We start from the raw sequence: 19,053 nt of genomic DNA on the forward strand, positions 1-19,053 counted from the left end.
GTCCTAGTCGGATCTCTTTTCGCCAGGCGCCGGGCCCCATGGTCCCGGCTGCACGTCACTGTGGGAACGAAACAGATTGGAAGCTTGGAGCTCCTCAACAAGGCGCGTCATCGCGGCCGCGACGTCTAGCGTGCGATTAAGGCTCTTGTCGACGGTCTTTTCGTGGGTCTCCGCGCTGGCCTTGAATGAATTCACGGCGCGGGACAGACCCTGAATCGTTGGCGCCAGCTTGATCTCAATTATCTGTTCGGGCGTCTGCATCGCCTCGAGCTTGGCGACCATTTTCCGGATCGTCTCGACGGACGCAGCGGCCCCCTTAGAGAGATTCTCCGTCTGCTCCACGAGCCGGTCCGAGACATCGTCCAGGGCGTCCGATATCCGGTCCACCAAAGCGTCCACCGTGTCACCCGACTTGCGCGAAGTTTCTTCCAAGGGGCGGCTGATCTTGCCCGTCATTTGCTCGAGTTCGCCAGCCATGGTCGTGCGCATTTCGGATAACATTGTTTTCATTTCGTCCAGCGCGTCGGCCATCGACTGCTGCGTCATGCGGCGGAAATACGCGAATTCAAGCACGGTTCCCTCAAGTTCGCGCTTCACCCGTCTGGATGCGTTCGCCAGTTCGAGTCGGGCTGTCGCCTCGACCTCTACCGGGTCTTGGCGCATCTGATTGAAGAAGATGCGCAGCGCGATCCCCGCGATGGTCGAGGCGATGGCGATACCGAAATTCCGAACGATCGTCTCCGCTGACCCGTCAGCCGAGAACTGATAGAGCGAGACGGCGAGGCTAGTCAGCGTGAATAGGAAGCCCATGTAGTACAGGTTGTCACCGGCCTGATCGTCCCGGAGGCGGAGCAACCGGGCGCCCGCCATCAGCGCGGCATATGCGATCATGATCAAGACCGGAATTGACGTGACGAGCAGGGGAGACAAGTCCCTGGTCTTTGATATCACGATGAAAGTGCAGCCCACGGCGGTAGTTGCGAAGAAGACCACGCCCCCGAGGATGCCGGGCGGTATCCGTGGCCAGGTTGAAATGTTCGACACGTCTATGTTCCCTGCAGGCGGTGGATAAAGTCGAGGGTGCCCTTGTTGTCCTTCACCCAGGTCGACCAGAATTCGGCGTGTCGGTTCGCGTCCGGCATCACCGACGGTCGGGTGACGTAGTTTATGGTGACGCGGGCGCCGTGGAGATCGGTCCGATACTTTAGATACGCCGGCGATTGCTTGAACCGTTGATATCCGAGGTCCCCGGCGCGCGGATATTGGCCGTAATCGCGCGTGTATTCGATCATATCCGAGATGACCGTCAGCTTCTTCGGGAGGGTACGGACACGCTCGGACGCGAAGCGGTCGATCGCAATATCTTGGAGCGCCGCCATTATCGGCGAACTAGCCGCTTTGGCTGATGCAAGGCTGTTGCGGATTGCTTCGGCAGCGGGCTTTCGGAAGCTCTCGAGCCATCGTGATCGCGCAAGCCGCGGGTTGTCCGTCCATTCACTGAGACCGGTGCCGTCCCCAGGATTACAGCGGGAGAACAGCGCTTTGCTACGGTTCTGAGGAATGTCGAGCACACGGATCTCGAGGAGATGGTAGGCTGGCAAATTGGAGATAAGATCGTCGAGGATGCCCTGGACCTCTCGCGTCGTCGCGGCCGGCAGGTCGTCGGACGTATCGACCAAGACAACGGATAGTCCCTCAGGGCCGGAAACGGGGCAATCGCCGCGATCCAACGTGGGTTTCGCCGGGGCCGAGAACTTGAACCAACCGAATGTGGCGAGCGCGGCGCAGGCAATGAACAGTAGCGCAACCCCGCCAAGTGCAGCGACGCCCATACCGTCCGAACCGCGGCGCCTGCGTTTAGACCTTGCCATTCGTCGACTCCGGGAACAGCTCGTCTATTTCCCTGTAGGACCTAGCGGCACCGTCGAATGCGGCGTGAATTGCCTCGACCTGAAGGGCCAGCAATGCCTGGACGTCATCGATGGAGCGCCGCAGTCGCTCGCGCTCCTCCGGATCCCGCCCGGTCTGTTCGATTGGGATCCGGTCGAGCGTGTACGGCCGGTCAAAATGAGCCGGCGGTGGTGCCGAACGAGCCTTCCGATTCGCCTCTCTGTAAGTCTGCAAAAGGGCGTTCGTAGCCCTTTCGATCTGCGCCTGATGATCGACGAACCTCTGAGAGAGGCGTCCTCGGGAGTTCAGCAAGGAGTCGTACTCGGAACGACGCACGGCGAGATCTCGCTCAGCATTATTCATCGCCTCTGCAGCGTCATCCCGGATGCCGCGCAGACGTTCGATCAGTTCGTCCTTGGCATTCCGGTACTTTTCGCTGGCGGCCTGCCAACGCCGTTCCAGGGCTGTATAGCCAATGTATGGATCGAAGGTCATCAGACCGTCCGCCATCGACGCCACAGAGAAGACAATGCCGATCCCGAACAGCAGCCACGACTGAAGTTCGTGCAGAGCGAGCGGGGTTTCAAGCAGGCGACGCAGTGCCTCGCGGTCGACGTCGACGAGAGCATCGGGTGGAATCTCGCGGACATGGGCGATGGCGAGATTCAGCAGTATCACCAGAGCCAGATATCCGATTAGAGAGCAGGTACCGACTACTTTCAGGACTAAATTGCGGTGGTTGATCAGGCGAATGGGAACGAGACCGCAGAAATAGCTGACAAGAATGTTGAATGCCGCAAAGACGAAAGCGACTGACAAGCCGCCGAGAATGCCCCCCTGATTTGATTTCGAGAGGAAGCCGCCGTTGACCGCGACCTCGAGGACGAACAGAACGGCAAGAAATCCGATCTTGAGAAGCATCTTGCCTGGCGTAGGTAGGCGGGCTGGACGTGAAATCCGGTGCCGCTTCCGGAAGTCCTCCCGTTCCGCCTCGGACTCGTTGAGGCGGCGGCGTAGCTCGAATAGTTCGTCTCGACCCATCGCAGCCTCAGCCCCGAAGTCTCCGACGGCTTCCGGTGCTGCCTGACGGATGATGGCGAACCGCTCTTCGAAATTGAGCGAAGTCATCCTCGCGTCGTAGATGTGGAGGTGTTCCTGATAGATAGAGTGTGCGGTCTGTTTATGGCTCTCGGTGTTCTCAACGATACGGTGCTCTACATCGTCTAGCGCGGTCGCACCGGTATCAGGCCTGCCGCTGGCGCCCCGCTCGGCGCCCATTTCAGCCAACCGCATGTCTCGGGCAACCCGATCTACGTCCAAGTCCAAGAAGATCTGCGTGGACGGGCGATACGGGTGCTGTGCCTGTCCGAATAGGTCACGCAGCCGCGAGATCGCCGATTTTCTCTTCGAGGGATTTTCGCTCATTTTCGCTTTGGTGTCAGAGTTTGGAGCGACGGCACCCAGCCGTCTGAGCCTCGACTTCGCTGCAGAACCAGCGACGCGCCGCACGGTCGGTCATATCCAGACCGTCGTAGAAGCGGCCACCAGGCAGGTGATAGATGCATGCGGACTTGCTCCGCAAATTGCCTTTGATGGCGCAACCTGGTGCCGGCGCCACCTCGGCACTCGCTCCCGTAAGAAGGCGGCTTGCTGCGGCTGAGATCGATGTCGCTCTAAGGACGATAGTGTTTCTGGAACGGCTCCGCCAATCCCAAGGGGCGATGAACGAACTGCTCCAGAGCCCTCGTTGGGCCTCCCGGGCGACATCCTCGTCGGCGACATATAGAGTCGAATAGCGCCGGAATGCCAGAGCCCAACCCTCCTCAACCAGCCATTTTCCGACGTCCTCTCCGTCCGTGGAACAGGTTGCGAGCATCCGACCGTACCGGTCGACTCCGGAGAACTGGCACGCCCAGACTGTGCCCTCGGAACGCTTTGCCAGGGCGTCTCTCGCGTGCAGGCCGCACCGAAAGGGCTTTCCCGACGCGTCAAGGCAAGTCTGGTCAGTTTCGGGTGCATCGATGCCCTGCAGCCTGATTTTTTGGCCGTTAAGGACGACCGTGTCGGCGTCAACGATTTGGGGAATGCCGCGACTTTCGCTTGCCCGCGCGGAACAAGCGAGAACTAGAAATAGTACTGCAATCAGCCAACGCACTACATCAACCTCCATCGAAATGCGTGTATAATACAAGTCATAGGAACAAGAGCGACATCTGCCGTCGATTTTTGTGACTTTGTTGCTCATACCTAAGTCGATACATGGCGTTGAACTGAGCTGAGCGGACGTGCGCACCCCGGGAATAGTCAGAGGCCTCGATCGCAGAGTACCGCAGCTTTTCTGGTTGGCGCGATCGATTGGTCGTTCGTCCACGAGAGCCGAACGACACGGGGCGCCGGCACCTTGATTGCGCTATTTTTGCGGTCGACTAAGTCGTAGACAAGAAAGTCAAGGTTGCCGCATGAATACGCTCCTTCAGGTCAGGGACCGTAGTTTTACGGACTCCTCCAACATTCGGAACCGAGCATGGTGTTGAACAGCCAGCGTGGTGTTTTCATCTCGAGCCAAACGTCAGCTGGCGAATGGCCGCAAGAATGAGGCCTCTCGCCTTTGACGTCGTTTTTGATGGCTTTGCTTAGCGGCGATCTCAACATTAAGGGATGCGATCGCTTCGTGACGGAAGGTCTGTCGAGCAACCGTCCGACGCGCGGGCGCACATATCCGAGCCATCCCCCCATCCAGCCCACCCAACCTCGGCGTATACTGTGTTTGGACTAGCTGGAATGTCAGTCGGCTTCTTCCCGGATTTTCCATAAGCGAGCCATTCGGCGTGGGATTTCAGCTTGACGCTGTGCACGAAAGCACGAGCTTCCTTGAAGGGACGATACTTTAGCAAGGAGCTCGCGACCGTGCCTGTACCGAGCCAGTCGCCATATCCAACCCAACCCTCATTCAAATAAGTCTGACGTGGAACCGCCGCGATATCGGTGGGTTTCTTGCCTGACTTGCAGTATAGGTTCCACTCCGCTTCCGATTTCAATCCAAGACCCCGCACGAACTCGCGAGCTTTTGTGAAGAGTTGCCAGCGGCCTCGACGGCTGCCGGTCCCGAGCCAATCGCCCCAACCAGACCAACCCGCTCCTGCGTAAGCGCTAAGGGGATAACTCGGAATGTCGTTGGCGCCGTTCACTCGGGAGGAGTTGGGCACTTTCACCAGTCTTGCCTTCAATACCTGTGACAACATTGCATGGGCTTTCGTTGCGCATACAGCGTCGAAACCCGTCCGCAAACGCCATTTGATGCGAAAGACGACGGAGATTGGCCTCGAACACTGGCAGTCTCTCGATCAGGAGGATTGGAGCCTAATTGTCGGGAAACTGAAAGGTAAAAGCACGGCTCCGATGGCCCGAACACCGAGTCCGCATCAGAGTGCCGCTGCGGCTGCAACGACCCACTTCGTCCGTGATGGTGCTGCACGTGGTCGGCTGATCATGCCGTGCGATACTGGCAAAAGTCTTACGGCCTATTGGATCGCGGGAGCATTAAAGGCCAAGTCCATTCTCGTTGCCGTGCCAAATCTTGCCTTGGTACGCCAGAGTCCAGCGTGACACCGGCAATGCCGTCAATCAGGGCGTCGACATCGTCCGGGCGTACCAGTTCACGCCGCTCCTCCATCAGCCGCAGTTGCAGCATCTCGATCTTGAGCTTGACGTGATCGGCATCTGCCTCACTGCGCGGCGACTGCCGCCGCTCGCGCCGCAAGTAGCGGAGGTAAGCAACGCACGCGGAAGCCGTCACCTTGCCGCTGGATCATGCGCTCGGCTTCGAGCTTGCCGATGTACGTCCGGGTGCAATCGACGTGCGGCGCCAGTGCCGACGCGCTGACGGCCGCAGCCTCCTTGGCGATGGGCAGGCTATCCGCAGTAACGGACTCGGTCACTGCGTTCGTTTTTGTTGGATCGCAGTAGCGATACTCCGACCGCAGCCTCAGCGTGGAAGAGTATCTTCCGCAAGTCCCGATGCCGTGTTCGCCCTTCGGCGCAATAGCGGACTATCCCCGGACTTGCCTCTTGGAGAGCGGGCTCAATATATCTGGGGGTGTTGCGGCTGGCTTTGAGACCGACGCCGTCGCCGCCCCGTGGAGTCGTATTCCACTGGGTAATCCATGGCTTTTCGGTGCACACTGCGTGATCTAGGCTGGAACCATTCCATGTACATTGTAATATTTCCGGCCGGAGCGAAGTGTTGAGCGCTTTTCCGTGTAAGGACCTTGCGGGATCCCATGGCTACTTGGATTGACCGACCGAATTCGAAAGATGTGCTGGATGCTGCGGAACGCTGGAAGCAGGAGTGCCTCATTGAGGACGGCAGCTTGTTTTCGCCGGAACGCCGTTGGAGCGCTGCGAATGCCGATAGCTTATGCGACGCCTTCTTGGGTAACCCAATTGCTGGGAGTGAGAAGTTCATAGACAAATTGGGGCGACAACTAAACAATTCCCCAGCTACTGTTCAGAAGCTCGCGGCAGAATGTTTATGGCTGCTATTTCTATTCGTAGCCGACAATCAGATGGGAGCAGCCGTTAAGAGAGAGCGCATTACGCGCATTTGGCTGCTGTCCGGAAGTACCGAACCGAAATCCCCATTGCTGTCAGACGAGGTTCTCTCCGGAATAGCGCATTCTGGAATTGCATTCATGACCAAGGTGCCGGACGAGCTCGGATTTTTGCTGTCGGTCATCAGGGACTTCAAGAAGCACTCCCCTAGTGATCGTCAGGAGTTATTGGCCGATGCATGGCGTTTTGGCGATTGGGTCGATAAGCAAGTGGGAAACGACCGTCGCGCATTCAGGCATATGCTGCTGTATTTGTGCTTTCCAGAACGTTATGAGCGGATCTCGAGTTTGCGGCACAAGCGGAAGATCAGAGAGGCTCTTGAGGACAGACTGCCACCTGCGGAGCGCAACGAAACGAACCAGAGTCTGCTGGCCACGGATCAGGTCCTCTTAGCGATCCGGCACGGGCTTGAACGGGAATATGCGACAACCGAGCTCGACTTTTACCGTCCGCCACTTCGAGCTCTTTGGCGGCAGGTCGAGGCAAGCGAAACCCCGGGCTTGGCAGATGAGGTAGGAGAAGGTCGAAATTTTTGGATAGAGAAGACAATCGTGTCTGGACGCCCGGACCGGGAAAGCGGTGATCACGCAGCCGGCAAGGCACTTTGGTCACCCCAGAAATCGAAGAGCGGCGGAGACATTTATGCCAACATGCGTCGGGTCAAGGCGGGTGACGTGGTGTTTCACCTCACAGACAATGAGGCAATTACTGGAGTATCTACTGCTGCCGGAAGTGTCGACGACAAGTTCGTTGGCCTGGCCGGTACCGACTGGGAGGGCCCTGGATATCGAGTACAGCTTACGGGATACGCTACACTCGATCCAACTCTTCCACGAGAAGCCTTCCTCGAAAAGGAGCCCTTCGCGACGGAACTTCGCGAGCTCGCGCTGAGCGGCGCTAAGGGACTATTCTACAATGCGCACCGAGGCTTAAATCAGGGCGCGTATTTGACGGAGGCTACGCCGACATTACTTTCCGTGATTAGCCGAGCTTACCACGCCCACGCAGGAAAGCCGTTGCCGTTTTCTGAAGAGGTTGCTGCCCCGATAACCTCTACGCAGAAATTTACTATCGACGATGCTCTGGAGGGACTCTTTCTTGAACGTCAGGAAATTGAACAAATCCTGCTGCTCTGGAATACCAAGAAGAACATCATCTTGCAGGGCCCGCCCGGTGTAGGAAAGTCGTTTGCGGCCCGCAGATTGGCATATGCCCTTCTGGGCGCTGAGGATCGTGAGCGTTTGGGCTTTGCACAATTTCATCAGTCATATTCATATGAGGATTTCGTAGAAGGTTACCGCCCCACAGAAATGGGATTCGAACTTCGTGCTGGCAAATTTGTAGAATTCTGCCGACGTGCTGAAAGCGACCTCGAGAGGCCGTACGTCTTCATCATCGACGAGATCAATCGGGGAAATCTCAGCAAAATCTTTGGCGAACTGATGCTGCTGATCGAGAACGATAAGCGCAACCCCGCTTGGGCAATCGCTCTTGCTTCAGGCGCAGTACCCTTCCACGTCCCCGCTAATGTTTATGTAATGGGGCTCATGAACACCGCTGACCGATCACTCGCGGTTGTTGATTATGCGCTTCGACGTCGGTTTGTTTTTGTTGACCTAAAACCTAAGCTGAGTTCCTCAGCGTTCAGACTGTGGTTAGGAAAACGAGGTGTGCAGGGACCACTGCTGGGCACCTTGATAAACCGCATTGATGCTCTGAACAAAGAAATTACGGCCGATACTAGCAACCTCGGGCCCGGCTTCGCCATTGGGCATAGCTTTTTCTGCGCGGGACCTACTGACGAGGAGGACGCTTGGGGCTGGTATAGCCGTGTGATCCGCACGGAGATTGCGCCTTTGCTTCGTGAATACTGGTTCGACGCCCCTGATAAAGCAAAGGGGTGGGAGGACCAGCTGCTGGCACCGATATGAGCACGGCGCAATTGATCCCCATCGAGAACATTTATTATCTCTTCTGCTACGCATGGAATCGGTTTGAGCAGGCGCAGCCAATTCCGGTCGGCGCGAGCCCCAGCCCGGATCTTCCAAACTTGCTCGCGCGTGTGTTGCGTGGCGGACTTGGCGCAGTTCTCCGCCGCGGGCTCGAGCGAACCTATCAGCCATTTGATGATGAGATTGTGACTGTTCGGGGTCGAATTGATCTCGCAGCGAGCTTCCGCTTGATCGCACGAAATGGCCGGCGGCTACAGTGCTCGTTTGACGAGTTGAGCCACGACAGTGCCATCAATCGAATTTTGAAGGCGTCACTTCTGAGACTGTCACTCGCCTCTACTCTGGATTCTGAACTTGCGAAAGAACTTCGTGCACTCGCGCGGAGGTTTCCGAATGTAGCTGACATTCAGCTGCGGCGTTCGAGCTTTGCGCGTATTCGGCTTCATCGCAACAATGCCTACTATGATCTGCTGCTAAAGACAGCCGAACTGGCGTTTGATTGTCTTATACCGCACCCATCCGGTAGAGGATTTGTCTTCAATGACGTGTTGCGCGACGAGAAAAAAATGGCTCGGGTATTTGAGGGGTTCGTGCGTAACTTCTATCGAGCGGAGCAGCGTACATTCGCCGTGGAACCTCTAAGCTTGATGTGGGATGCGATTCCTCTAACGAGTGGCAATCTGGGGCAGTTGCCAACGATGAGAGCAGACGTCTTCCTGCGAGCTGAACACCGAAACATCATTATCGATACAAAATACTATGCTGATGCGCTTCAGCGCTATCACGGCCGGGAGAGCTTTCGCTCTGAAAACCTATATCAGATCTTCAGTTACTTGAAGAACGCTGCTGCTAAACGTCCTGAACTCACTGCGGCGGAAGGCATGTTGCTTTATCCGGAGGTCCATCAAACTCTGGATGCCTCCTACGTAATCCAAGGCCATCGGACTAGAATAGCAACCGTAGATCTCGCCAGGCCGTGGCCACAGATCGCAGATCGCATGCTTCAACTCGTGTCCTGAGACGTGGTCAAACTCATACCTTAAGGTATTGGCATCGACGCCTCGACAACTACTCGCGGAGGCATCCACGTTATCTTTAGGCAGATGCGTGCTTTGCTCCTCCTGTAACTGCAACCACGGATTCTCTCGTCGCAGATTCTCAATAGATGCGGTTGCGCGGTCCCCGCAGGTTTTTATTCGAGTGCTCGCGGAGGCCGCAGGACGGCCCTGCAACGCGCTGGGCCATGCCCAGCGCATGACGGCTTGGGGATTATTAGCGGCTTCTAAACCTTTCGCATCGCGCCATCAGAATGGGTGCGCTAAACCTGCCATCAGGTGTCTGAAAGCTCTAAGACATGCCCCTGCGCTGCGTCGGGCCAGATGGCCAGTCCATTCAATCTTTCGATCTGCCCGAAGCCGAGTGGTCGGCTTTGCGGCTTGAGAACCGCCGGTTACGGCAACTGCGAATGCCATGCTGTGACGCATCCGTGGTCATGAAGACATCTGGCCGGGGGCTGAAGTTCTTCGCCCACAAGTCGCGAGGGCCATGCCAGAGTGCGCCGGAGACTGAAGCACATCTGGCTCTTAAGACGCTAGCAGTAGAGGCCGCACGGAGAGCAGGATGGAAATGCTCGACCGAAGCAAGTGGCTTGTCACCAACTGGAGAAACTTGGACCGCCGATGTGCTGGCGTACAAAGGCGATGCCAAGATCGACGCTTTCGGTATGCGCTCCTACGCCGAACACGGCTTTGGGCGGGAAGCGTTCGCCAGCTTCTGCGTTGGGTCGACCTGCTGGGATTTTGGCTCGTCCTCTGCGGCACGGCAGCGAACGTCTATGCGCTGATCAGCCTAATCCAAGCACTCGTCCGCTGAGGTGGTGCGTCCCCAGTAGCGACGCGGATCGCATTCGGGCGCGGATGATGGCGGGACAGTTGATGTATCAGCGCAAGAAAAAAGTTGTCACTGTGCTTCGACAGCGGTTTGGGCTTCTGATGAGATAGCAAGATCACGCCGGCGACGCCGTCGATGCCACATGCCGCACACAATTGGGTAGCGAGATGTTGAGAGGAGCTCGCTGGATCGGCGGATATACCCGATCCAAGCGATCCAAGAGGCCCCCGGAGAGATCATCTCCGGGATCTTCCCCATTTTGCCGCTACACTACCGGCCTGCCACTAATGTCCGTTGCTGGGTGTACAAGCGACGTGGACCCGTCATCAGCCCATGTCGTCTTTTGACCCTGGCTGTGCAAAAAAGCGAAGGATCGAAACACGACTAGAATTACATTCTTCAGTTCGTCTTCTAAGTTGAAGGCGCTTGCGAACTGGAGCGCTAGAACGGACTTGGACGAGCATTTTCTTCTATCGCGCTCAGGCGTCTTGGCGTTTTCACACAGCCAAGACCCGAAGCGGAATTTTAACTCTAACTAGCTTTATGACTCCCGACCAATTCGCCGAATTGAAAAGTAACGATGCCTTCGCAAGAACATGCGAAGTTCATGGTGCATTGGTGCTTTTCGCAACAGTCCGCCAGGCGAATACTCAACGCCCTGACCAACAATTGATCGTAAACCAAGAATAGCCGCACGCGTTTCCAGAGACAGAAGGATAGTTCGTTTCAACCGTCCACAGCTGGTCGCCGCAGTGGGCTTGACCGGATGCTGCTGGGTTCGCGCCACCACCTGAACAACCTTCATGTTCGGTCCAACCGCCATGATCATCGCAGCCGTGCGGATCCTGGTCCCTAAATGGATCGTAATTTGTCACCTTCTTCGCATGCTCGCCGTGACAGATCGACACTCGTTTGGTGATCCTCCCCAGATCGCCACAATAGTAGACCCGGCCGGGGTTCGAGCCACTTTGAGGAGTGGTTAAACCGACGGTCTTATATGTGCACCAAGCAGTAGCGCCGCCGCATTCACCGGTACGGCGGTTCGCCCAACAGACTGCAACTTGTCCACGGTACTCAGGCCGACATTTGTTCGGATCAGGTTGCGAACCTTGCGAGCAAGCTCGATCGCGTCCCCCCCAATCACCTTGACTGCGAGTATCAGACCACTGCTGCGCGTATGCCAAATTAGCGGACGCGAAAAGCGCGCCCATAGTCAAAAAGCTCGCCAATTGTTTCATGGCCTTCTCCGCCACCAGAGGAATTAGCAAGGCTCAGGATTGCATTGCGTAAATCGGGGATCTTGTACTTCCTCACACCTTAGGGTCCACCAGTCGCGATCAAACGCGCGACATGGGTCACCCCCCCGCTGGCTACGGTTCTCTTGAATTGCTTGGCGCGACGCGGCGCAACTTCCAGCATTTGCCTGGATTGTTTGGTCGCCCGCATCCGGCTTTTGCGCTGAACGACAAAGGTATCTACGAGCAACGAAGTAATTTTGGGCGTTAGCGGTCGCTGAAACGAAATCGCCAAAGATGATCGACGAGAGAACACTCCCCAATATCAAATATTTCTTCATGCTTGGCTCCTGTCACTGCGCCGCACCGAAATCACGCGATGGGTCAAGCGACATTGCGCGCTTGGTTTGACATGAATGGCCGCCAACTGAGGCGGCCTACACTTATTGACACTCGTTGCTTATGCAAACCTATCCAACGCAGCAATCGGTATGGCTCTCGCATTTCGCACCCTTGCCGCCCCAGGTGATTGGGCGCGGTGTCATTTTCTTAAGATGATGGAAATAGCTCTCCAATTTGGTAGGTACGGGCGCCTGCTGCATACGAGGGCGTTGTAGCAATAATCGCAGTCAGAATGTAGACTTTAACATCACCCTCCCTTCGAAAGGCTCGACGGCGGCGAGTGATTGGATTACATATGCGCTACCCGCAGTTGAATAGCCTCGCCATATCGTAAGTGCACTACAATACTGCGCGCTATTGGTTCATTCAATAATCCTGTGGGAGGATATCATGCCAAAAGGTCGGAACCCTGTTATTCCTCATAGCGGGCAATTGGCTTACGTCGCATGGCGAGTCGCTAGATAGGCGGCGGTTTCTATCTCGACCAACACTTCCGGCTTTTCAAGGGATCGCACTTCTACAAGCGCGGATACTGGAAAATCTCCGCTGCTCACCCGCGCAAACGAGACGATCGAATCTAAGCACTGTTGCTGCGGAGCATTAGCTCTTCATGGCCCCAAGCCCGCCAAGTTCGGCGCCTGCGGAAGGTCTGTATTGGGGTCAGTCTGGACTTCACATCAGCGATCCTTCGAACGCCGCTTAGCGGACAAATGGACTGTTGATCTAAGTCAAGGTCGACCTGAGGCCCGCTCTTACCCTCTGCTTCTGGCGTGAACTCCCTGGCCGGATAGCGCCACCGACTCGTCTGGAGGGTTTGCGATCCACCGGACCGGCTTTGTCCATCGCGAGGACTGCAATGCGCTTGGCTTCATTGTGTCCGCTGTCTGGACGCTCGTTGTGGCAGGCGCGTTCGGCTACATCCTCTTCGGCTACAACGTCGCTTCGTTCGGCAGGTTTTGCGCCAGCTAGATCCGACATTGCATTTTTGCTGGGTCCTCAGTCGCGGGCTTTTCATTTGTAGCTGACTGCTGATGGCCGATTGTGTTGAAGAAGTCGGCAAATGAGCCGTTAGGGATGGCACCAAGGGCAAGGCGTGCGCGGGCCCGCTAGCGCTCAGGCTAGCTGCAGCGCGGGGAATGGGATCAGCTTTGCCAGCTTCCGGAGGTTCTGGGCGGTGCAGCCAGGAGGAACTCGTCTCGAGCACCAAATGGGCCTCTCAGTCTGAGCCGATCGAGGCGCAGGATGCGCTTGAGATGTGCGAACAGCATCTCGATCTTCTTCCGTTCGCGTGGCTATGTCGCGTGCGACGTCTCGGGCGCTTCGTGGATGGAGCGCGGGACCTTGCGAGCGGGCATGTTCGGACAGCAACGTGGCTTAAGCTCGCAGGTGTCGCAATCACGTTTGATGGCGCGATAGAGCAGTGTTGCTCCATCATTCACCAAAGTTCGGGTAGAGGTCAGCTGCTTGCCAGCCGGACAGATGTAGACATCAGCTTCCTCGTTATAGATGAAGGCTTCGCGCGAGAACGTCCCATCTACGCGAGCAGACTTGTCGAACACGGGAATGTGCGGCTCGATCGCCCGCTCGTTGACCAGCCAGCCCAGCATTTCAGCAGAGCCATATGCACTATCGGCAGCCAGGCGCTCAGGACAAAGTTCGCGGCGTTCTTCAGTGCGCTCAGCTTGCGACAATCGTCCTTTGATTTAGGTCAATGGCCTCTCTCGGTTCCGACCGAACCATCCCGCTATGAATGAGCCTGATGACTCTCACAGAGCCGCCGATGTCCAAACCCACGCGCTTGGAAGAAGCTAGGCAGGTCATCAGGAGTACGCAGGCGATCTGTTGGAGATGATCAGGAAGCTCCACCAACGCCTACATTAGAATCGCATCATCCGGGAGCGTCTGTCATGAAATTGCTAGCAGCCTTTCTCGTTTACATGTCTATGACGGGTTTGTGCTTGGCTGATGGCGTCTTATTCACAGCTAGCGCAAGCTTCGGTACGCCTGAGTCCGGTGGCAAGTGCACCCCCGGTGGGTTTGCGTGCAGCTATCGCCCGGTTTGCTCACTCCAAGGCGGACAGTGCGCTGGTTGCCCAGAGGGCTATACTTACTATGGTGGAAATATCGGTTGCTACCGCTGCGCGGGAGGCGGTTCCTTAGTGAACGAAGGTGGCTCGTGGAAGTGCAAATAACAGGCCTTCAATAAAGAACAATGTCCCAATTGAATTGCAGGTCAGTTCGCCTAAGGGACCTCGGCATCACTCGTCGAGCGCGTCGCGACTTAGTATTAATGCTAATCGCCAGCCTGCTGTTTGTTTGCAGCGTTGATGCATCAATGGCGCTCGACTGCGGTCCCAAGTTGGACCTTGCACCAACCACTTTATATGTTGCCAAATCACAAGAAATTCCGATTACACGAGTGGTGACTGAACGAGTCGGTGCGAGTCGGAATTTGGTAGTACACATCGCAAATGAAAACAAACGAAGTGCGATGTTGTATCAAGTTATTGTACATCGGGTTGGCGGTTCGATCTCGTCTGCTTATTGTGTCAGCTCGGGCGGGCTGACTCCTTCCGGTACAGTTACGGTGAAGATAAAAGAGGCCCCGCTGGGAGATGATGTGATCGTCCAAATAACGACTTCTGCTAATCCCAAAGCAAAGTACACCATCTACAGCGATTTAAACGCGCAGCGAGATTTCTCGACGCGCGAGGTGGTCCGCCGGAACCTTTACGTGTTCAAGTTCAAAAATGCCCCTCTGGCTTCGACATCACGCGCACATGTAGAAGCAGCGATAGGTATTTGGCGAGACGCAGGTATTGATTTTCAACCCGTGTATAGAGATTTCTCCGATAGCGAGACGGCACAAATTCTAGGGGACGATCGCCTACTAACGGTTTTTTTCGGCCAATCCGGCCTTGAGCTCGGTGAGTGGCAGGACCGCGAACGAGTACAGAATCTGAAGCCGAAAAAAGAATCGTTTGCTGTGGTGTTTGCAAGAACTACGTTTCAAGGTTTTGGCGGAACCAGAACGGACCCATATCGCGTGCAGATATACATCGATGAAGATGTACTTGTGCCTACGGCGCCGGTCGGACGTACGGTTGCGCATGAGCTGGGCCACCTTTTACTGGGAGAGGGTCACACGGGCTCGCCGAATGTGCCCTGGACTAGTGGATTGATGGAAGCGGGAACAGCCAGCACTTTCATCGATGTTTCTGCAACGGACGCGAAGCGGGCGCGAACGAGGGCGGCACAAATTCCAACTCCATGAATGATATCGTGAGTTTGAAGATTGGTGGGCTGTCTGATCTAAGGCAAGATCGCCTTTTATTCTCAAGCTATAAGGCAGTCGATTGAGTGAAAAAATCTAAGCTCAAGGGGTTGCTTCGAATTCCTCATAAATTCGCGTTCCCCAATTGGCCCGACGCGGACCTGAACTGCGTACGGGTCAATGTCAGCGCTTGAGATGAACGGACATCGTCCAGAGCAGCGTCCGCCAGGTTCATCTGATGCGAGACAATTTCCATCCCAGCGTTCCGCCTTTCAAAGTCAAATCGAAAGAATGGGCGGCCGTATTTCTCATGCGGTTGCCTTGTCTTCCTTATCAGCCCCGCGTGCGACGATCTTCAGCCCATCATCCGGCAACGGCCGCTGGAGCGTCTTGGCCTCACCCCAAGGCGCGCGCGTCCAGACATCGCGCTCCTCATCAGTCATCAGGATCACTGGCATCGCCTTCGGATGGATCGGCTCGACGACAGCATTCGGCGTCGTGGTGAGAAAGCCGTAGACGTTATGCGGCCCCGGAATCGGCTTCGATTTCGTGCCAGGGACAGATTCCCGGTCGGCACGTACTGGTGGTTACGATAGCCGACTACTGCCACCACATTGCGCCGAGCCTTACTGGTTGCTGCCGTCATTGGTACACAAATGACGGGGACGGATTAAACGCCGTACAAGCAAGTGAACTTGCTGCCATACTTCAAGGCTCGATAGACGCGTGCCGCATTGATGACTACGCGCGTCGGCTAGCTTCTGGGCAGTCCAACATACGACTGCAAGACGATTCTGCGGAGATCGATCGTCTGTTGTTGGTCCAGCGCCCGTTGCCCAGGCACGAGCTAGAACGGAGTTATGCAAACGAGTTCGTCAATCAGGTGCAGCGGTTCATCGACTTTCTGTTGATTAGTGACGGTTTTGAGATCCTCTAGACGCGTTCGGAGATGCGTGATGCCAAAAGCCCTCTTCTTGTCAAGTGCTTAGGGTCCTTGGTTAACCCCGCGTCCAAATCTCAGGTTTCGGAGGCCCTAGAAATGGTCTGCAAGCTGTTGCGAGCACACGCCGACGCGGTGATCGCTGGCTTGGCACCTGCTACGCTGCCGCAGCCTGACAATTCGGCATTGGCTCAGGCCCACCAGCCGAGCCGCATTTTACGTATCGACCGGCGGTTAAGCCTCATCCGGCCTACAAAGGGGTTGTGCAATGAGCAAGTCGGGTCGTCTGAATTGTTGTCCACCCGGCTCTGAGCCGTACGTGACCCTGAATCGGCTTGATAGCTATATCGGCCATGATATGCCGCACTCGGTCGCTGAGCATATCTGCGCAGGGTGGCCTGAGCCCGGGCGGCCTCGCAGTGAGGTCGATCGTATCCGGGCGCGGATGGTGGCGCTGCAAGTGAACTATGAGCGTAAAAAGAAAGTCGTCATTGCGCTTCGGCAGCGATTTGGGCTGTTTTACGCGATGATAAGATCACGTGGGTGACCGTCCGAGCCACATGCCGCCCACTAGCGAGATATCGATCGTTGGATTGGCGGACGTACCCAATCTCAGCGATCCAAGCCCCCGAAGAACTTTCTCTTCGGGGTCCCCTTCTTCGTTTCCTCCCGATACTCAACCCGCATGCCGAATTTGAAGAGATACCGAATCTATTGCGTCGGCCAACAAGGCTGAGCCGATAGCGATCGGCAGAGGACCGGCGCCATTCGTAAGGAAGCCGCCGATCGACTATTCGTACAATGGCGGGCCGCGGCCGGTGGTGCCGGTCAGGTTGGAGAAGCCGAAGACTTGGCCGCGGTGGATCGGTGGCTGGCCCTTCGCATGACCTTGCGGAGTGACTACTACAATAACTGAGGCTTCCTTTTGATTTTCTCGAGTTCCTTCAGCGCTCTCTCGGCTTGCGGCGGCACTTCGAAATTGACCTTAAGCTCGAAGCTCTTAGCGCCGTTTCTCAGCGCCTCAGTATTTCTACTCCATTGATCCTTCAGATCCTCCACCATGCGGATTATACCGATTGTTATGCCTCGAAAGGAAACCTTGAGGCCATGAAAAGCAGATGATACGTCGGCAGCGTTCAGGGACCGTTCGAAATCCAGGAATTTGCGGCAGTTGGAAAAGATCGCGTTCACTGCGGTGAGCAATTTTAGGGCATCTCCAGAAACACCGGGATTGCCCAGAGCGCCCATCAGGTCCTTCTCGATGCAGGCCGCCATGTTAGTTATCGCTGCGGAAAGATCGGCTGACTCGTCGCCCACCCAATTAACAAATTCACGACCCGTAAACAGTTTCCTCGGAACAACATCCGCGAGCCCTTCGCAATCGGTCTTTAGCAACTCCAATTGCGACCTCAATAGTTCTTCGACCAGCAGAAACTCCCAGAGTTCTCCGTGGTTCAAAGCGAGAGAGCGGGCAAGGTCTGTCTCGTGGGCGTATGCAGCGCCAATGTCAGGAGTGTCCTCGCTGTCCTGATTTTGGTCAGGTGAGAGCAGCGGGATCGCGGCACCACTGCTGATTGCCTTTGGCATCGCCGCCGCTGCCGATGCGAATTGCTCAGAAACGTCAACGCGGGAGCAGTGAATGCGCTCGTTCAATCCGCTGGCGGACCTGATGTCGATTTCGCCGTACAGGCAAATGGGCAACTGGCGGTTATTCTTAAACCTGCGATCCGGACCGCCCTTACGATTTAGGTACTGCCAGGTCTCGCCCACCACCATTGTATCACTTGGAGGTGCGCCGTCCTCGATAAAGCGAGTTTGCCTACAGTCAACTTGAATATCGCCATAGCTGAGGCCAGCAACGTCGCCGTCCACCATCACAAGAATAGCATCCGGCGTCAGATAGACAGTCTCCTTTCCGAGCGGTAGCCGTAGAAACTCCAAATTACTCTTGACCAGTGGGGGATTTCCTCGGGTAAGCGAAATGCTCTTCCTTTCCACCATCTTACCGGCACCGGCATTGCGTTTCCAATCTGCTTCCTGCTTCTCTAAAGGAATCCGCCAGACGTTACTGGAACGCGCCAATGCATCGAAAGCGCTTGCTAGAGCCTCGAATCGCCCAAGCTCTTCCGCAGATAGGTCGTAGTCGAGAGAGATGGCGCTGGATTCGCGCCCGTGAAGCCAGATCGAGCCTAGAATAATCACCGCTCCGGCAGCGCCTAGGAAAGCCGCCGCCGGGGGAACAGAGTATGCTGAAGCGACAACGATTAATGCAACTAAGGAAAAGATTGCCGATAGAAAAGCAAGCCACATTTTGTATGAGTGCCACCTCGCTAGGCCGGCGTTTATTACGCCCGCAATATCGATTGTGGAGTTTGCGACCAATTGTTCGATCGGCGCACTGTCTATTACTGTTGCACTTGGGTCCGTCGTTGCTGGTTCAGGCGCGTCCACATCGACATCGTAATGCGTGGGCCGATCTGGTACTGGTGAACTGTCGGTCGAGCCGTAGGGCTTATATGCCGTCCACGAAAGCCCTGATCCAGACAGGCCAATCGTCGTGCGGGTACCACGCGAACCTACTGTATAGCGAAGGCCGCGCGGACCGAGTGAGACGCTTGCCCCACCTCCGCTCAAGTTCAAACGAACTCCCGGAATAATTTTAAAGGTCCGACGAAAGCGAAAGCCCATTTACTCTCATGCCTCCTGCGTAGGTTGCGGCCTGAGCCGTTTTCGCGCATTACCTGCCCGAGCGCAATTGATCGAATCGATGCCCGTTGGGGCGGAACCATGCTGCGATGCAGCGTGCCTCGCGCCATTGACAAACGCGGAAGGCGGCGCCGGGCGGGAAGTTAATGTAGT

10 protein-coding genes and 2 pseudogenes are annotated in these 19,053 nt (G+C 56.2%); 4 read left to right on the forward strand and 8 right to left on the reverse strand.

Going from position 1 to position 19,053, the window contains the following annotated elements; genetic code table 11:
• Positions 1–3: 3 nt before the first annotated feature.
• Genes ACH79_RS06285 through ACH79_RS45025 form a run of 4 tightly spaced genes read right to left on the reverse strand, consistent with a single transcriptional unit; the run spans position 4 to position 4,135 of the window.
• Positions 4–1,044, reverse strand: a complete 1,041-nt coding sequence (locus ACH79_RS06285; protein ID WP_161850236.1) for an apolipoprotein A1/A4/E family protein — start codon at positions 1,042–1,044, stop codon at positions 4–6.
• Between the two features lie 2 nt (positions 1,045–1,046).
• On the reverse strand, positions 1,047–1,832 hold the full coding sequence (locus ACH79_RS06290; RefSeq protein WP_161850237.1) for a hypothetical protein: 786 nt from the start codon (positions 1,830–1,832) through the stop codon (positions 1,047–1,049).
• Between the two features lie 25 nt (positions 1,833–1,857).
• On the reverse strand, positions 1,858–3,315 hold the full coding sequence (locus ACH79_RS06295) for a hypothetical protein (protein WP_161850238.1): 1,458 nt from the start codon (positions 3,313–3,315) through the stop codon (positions 1,858–1,860).
• Positions 3,316–3,328: 13 nt separating this feature from the next.
• Positions 3,329–4,135 carry a thermonuclease family protein gene (locus ACH79_RS45025; RefSeq protein WP_161850239.1) on the reverse strand — a complete coding sequence of 269 codons (807 nt, stop codon included), beginning with the start codon at positions 4,133–4,135 and terminating at the stop codon, positions 3,329–3,331.
• Positions 4,136–5,058: 923 nt separating this feature from the next.
• On the opposite strand from ACH79_RS45025, the gene ACH79_RS06305 reads away from it, so the two are divergent.
• A complete protein-coding gene (locus ACH79_RS06305; protein WP_161850240.1) occupies positions 5,059–5,496 on the forward strand; it encodes a hypothetical protein in 438 nt (145 codons plus the stop codon).
• 119 nt (positions 5,497–5,615) lie between these two features.
• Here ACH79_RS06305 and ACH79_RS06310 read toward each other — a convergent pair whose 3' ends face one another.
• Positions 5,616–5,828: a hypothetical protein gene (locus ACH79_RS06310; protein WP_161850241.1), complete on the reverse strand. Its 213-nt coding sequence runs from the start codon at positions 5,826–5,828 to the stop codon at positions 5,616–5,618.
• Between the two features lie 342 nt (positions 5,829–6,170).
• On the opposite strand from ACH79_RS06310, the gene ACH79_RS06315 reads away from it, so the two are divergent.
• Both ACH79_RS06315 and ACH79_RS06320 read left to right on the forward strand, forming a co-directional pair.
• Positions 6,171–8,432 carry an AAA family ATPase gene (locus ACH79_RS06315; protein WP_161850242.1) on the forward strand — a complete coding sequence of 754 codons (2,262 nt, stop codon included), beginning with the start codon at positions 6,171–6,173 and terminating at the stop codon, positions 8,430–8,432.
• Positions 8,429–9,472 (forward strand): hypothetical protein, encoded by a 1,044-nt coding sequence (locus tag ACH79_RS06320; RefSeq protein ID WP_161850243.1) that lies wholly within the window; start codon positions 8,429–8,431, stop codon positions 9,470–9,472. The genes ACH79_RS06315 and ACH79_RS06320 overlap by 4 nt, the downstream gene beginning before the upstream one ends.
• Before the next feature lie 3,621 nt (positions 9,473–13,093).
• Here the strand turns inward: ACH79_RS06320 and ACH79_RS06325 are convergent.
• Positions 13,094–13,659: pseudogene (locus tag ACH79_RS06325) on the reverse strand (transposase); the annotation flags it as partial.
• A 611-nt stretch (positions 13,660–14,270) separates the two neighbouring features.
• Between ACH79_RS06325 and ACH79_RS06330 the strand changes: the two are divergent.
• A complete protein-coding gene (locus tag ACH79_RS06330; protein ID WP_161850244.1) occupies positions 14,271–15,254 on the forward strand; it encodes a hypothetical protein in 984 nt (327 codons plus the stop codon).
• Positions 15,255–15,562: 308 nt separating this feature from the next.
• Here the strand turns inward: ACH79_RS06330 and ACH79_RS06335 are convergent.
• Positions 15,563–15,808: pseudogene (locus ACH79_RS06335) on the reverse strand (SOS response-associated peptidase); the annotation flags it as partial.
• A 1,289-nt stretch (positions 15,809–17,097) separates the two neighbouring features.
• On the reverse strand, positions 17,098–18,882 hold the full coding sequence (locus ACH79_RS06340) for a DUF4236 domain-containing protein (protein WP_161850245.1): 1,785 nt from the start codon (positions 18,880–18,882) through the stop codon (positions 17,098–17,100).
• Positions 18,883–19,053 lie beyond the last annotated feature (171 nt).

The organism is Bradyrhizobium sp. CCBAU 051011 (assembly GCF_009930815.1).
GTDB lineage: Bacteria > Pseudomonadota > Alphaproteobacteria > Rhizobiales > Xanthobacteraceae > Bradyrhizobium.

What these genes read in the sequence shown, in the direction of transcription:
- ACH79_RS06305 (WP_161850240.1), top strand. Translation starts at nt 5,059, where the DNA reads ATGTCGTTGGCGCCGTTCACTCGGGAGGAGTTGGGCACTTTCACCAGT.
- ACH79_RS06320 (WP_161850243.1), top strand. Translation starts at nt 8,429, where the DNA reads ATGAGCACGGCGCAATTGATCCCCATCGAGAACATTTATTATCTCTTC.
- ACH79_RS06340 (WP_161850245.1), bottom strand. Translation starts at nt 18,882, where the DNA reads ATGGGCTTTCGCTTTCGTCGGACCTTTAAAATTATTCCGGGAGTTCGT.
- ACH79_RS06290 (WP_161850237.1), bottom strand. Translation starts at nt 1,832, where the DNA reads ATGGGCGTCGCTGCACTTGGCGGGGTTGCGCTACTGTTCATTGCCTGC.
- ACH79_RS06315 (WP_161850242.1), top strand. Translation starts at nt 6,171, where the DNA reads ATGGCTACTTGGATTGACCGACCGAATTCGAAAGATGTGCTGGATGCT.
- ACH79_RS06295 (WP_161850238.1), bottom strand. Translation starts at nt 3,315, where the DNA reads ATGAGCGAAAATCCCTCGAAGAGAAAATCGGCGATCTCGCGGCTGCGT.
- ACH79_RS06330 (WP_161850244.1), top strand. Translation starts at nt 14,271, where the DNA reads ATGCTAATCGCCAGCCTGCTGTTTGTTTGCAGCGTTGATGCATCAATG.
- ACH79_RS45025 (WP_161850239.1), bottom strand. Translation starts at nt 4,135, where the DNA reads ATGAGCAACAAAGTCACAAAAATCGACGGCAGATGTCGCTCTTGTTCC.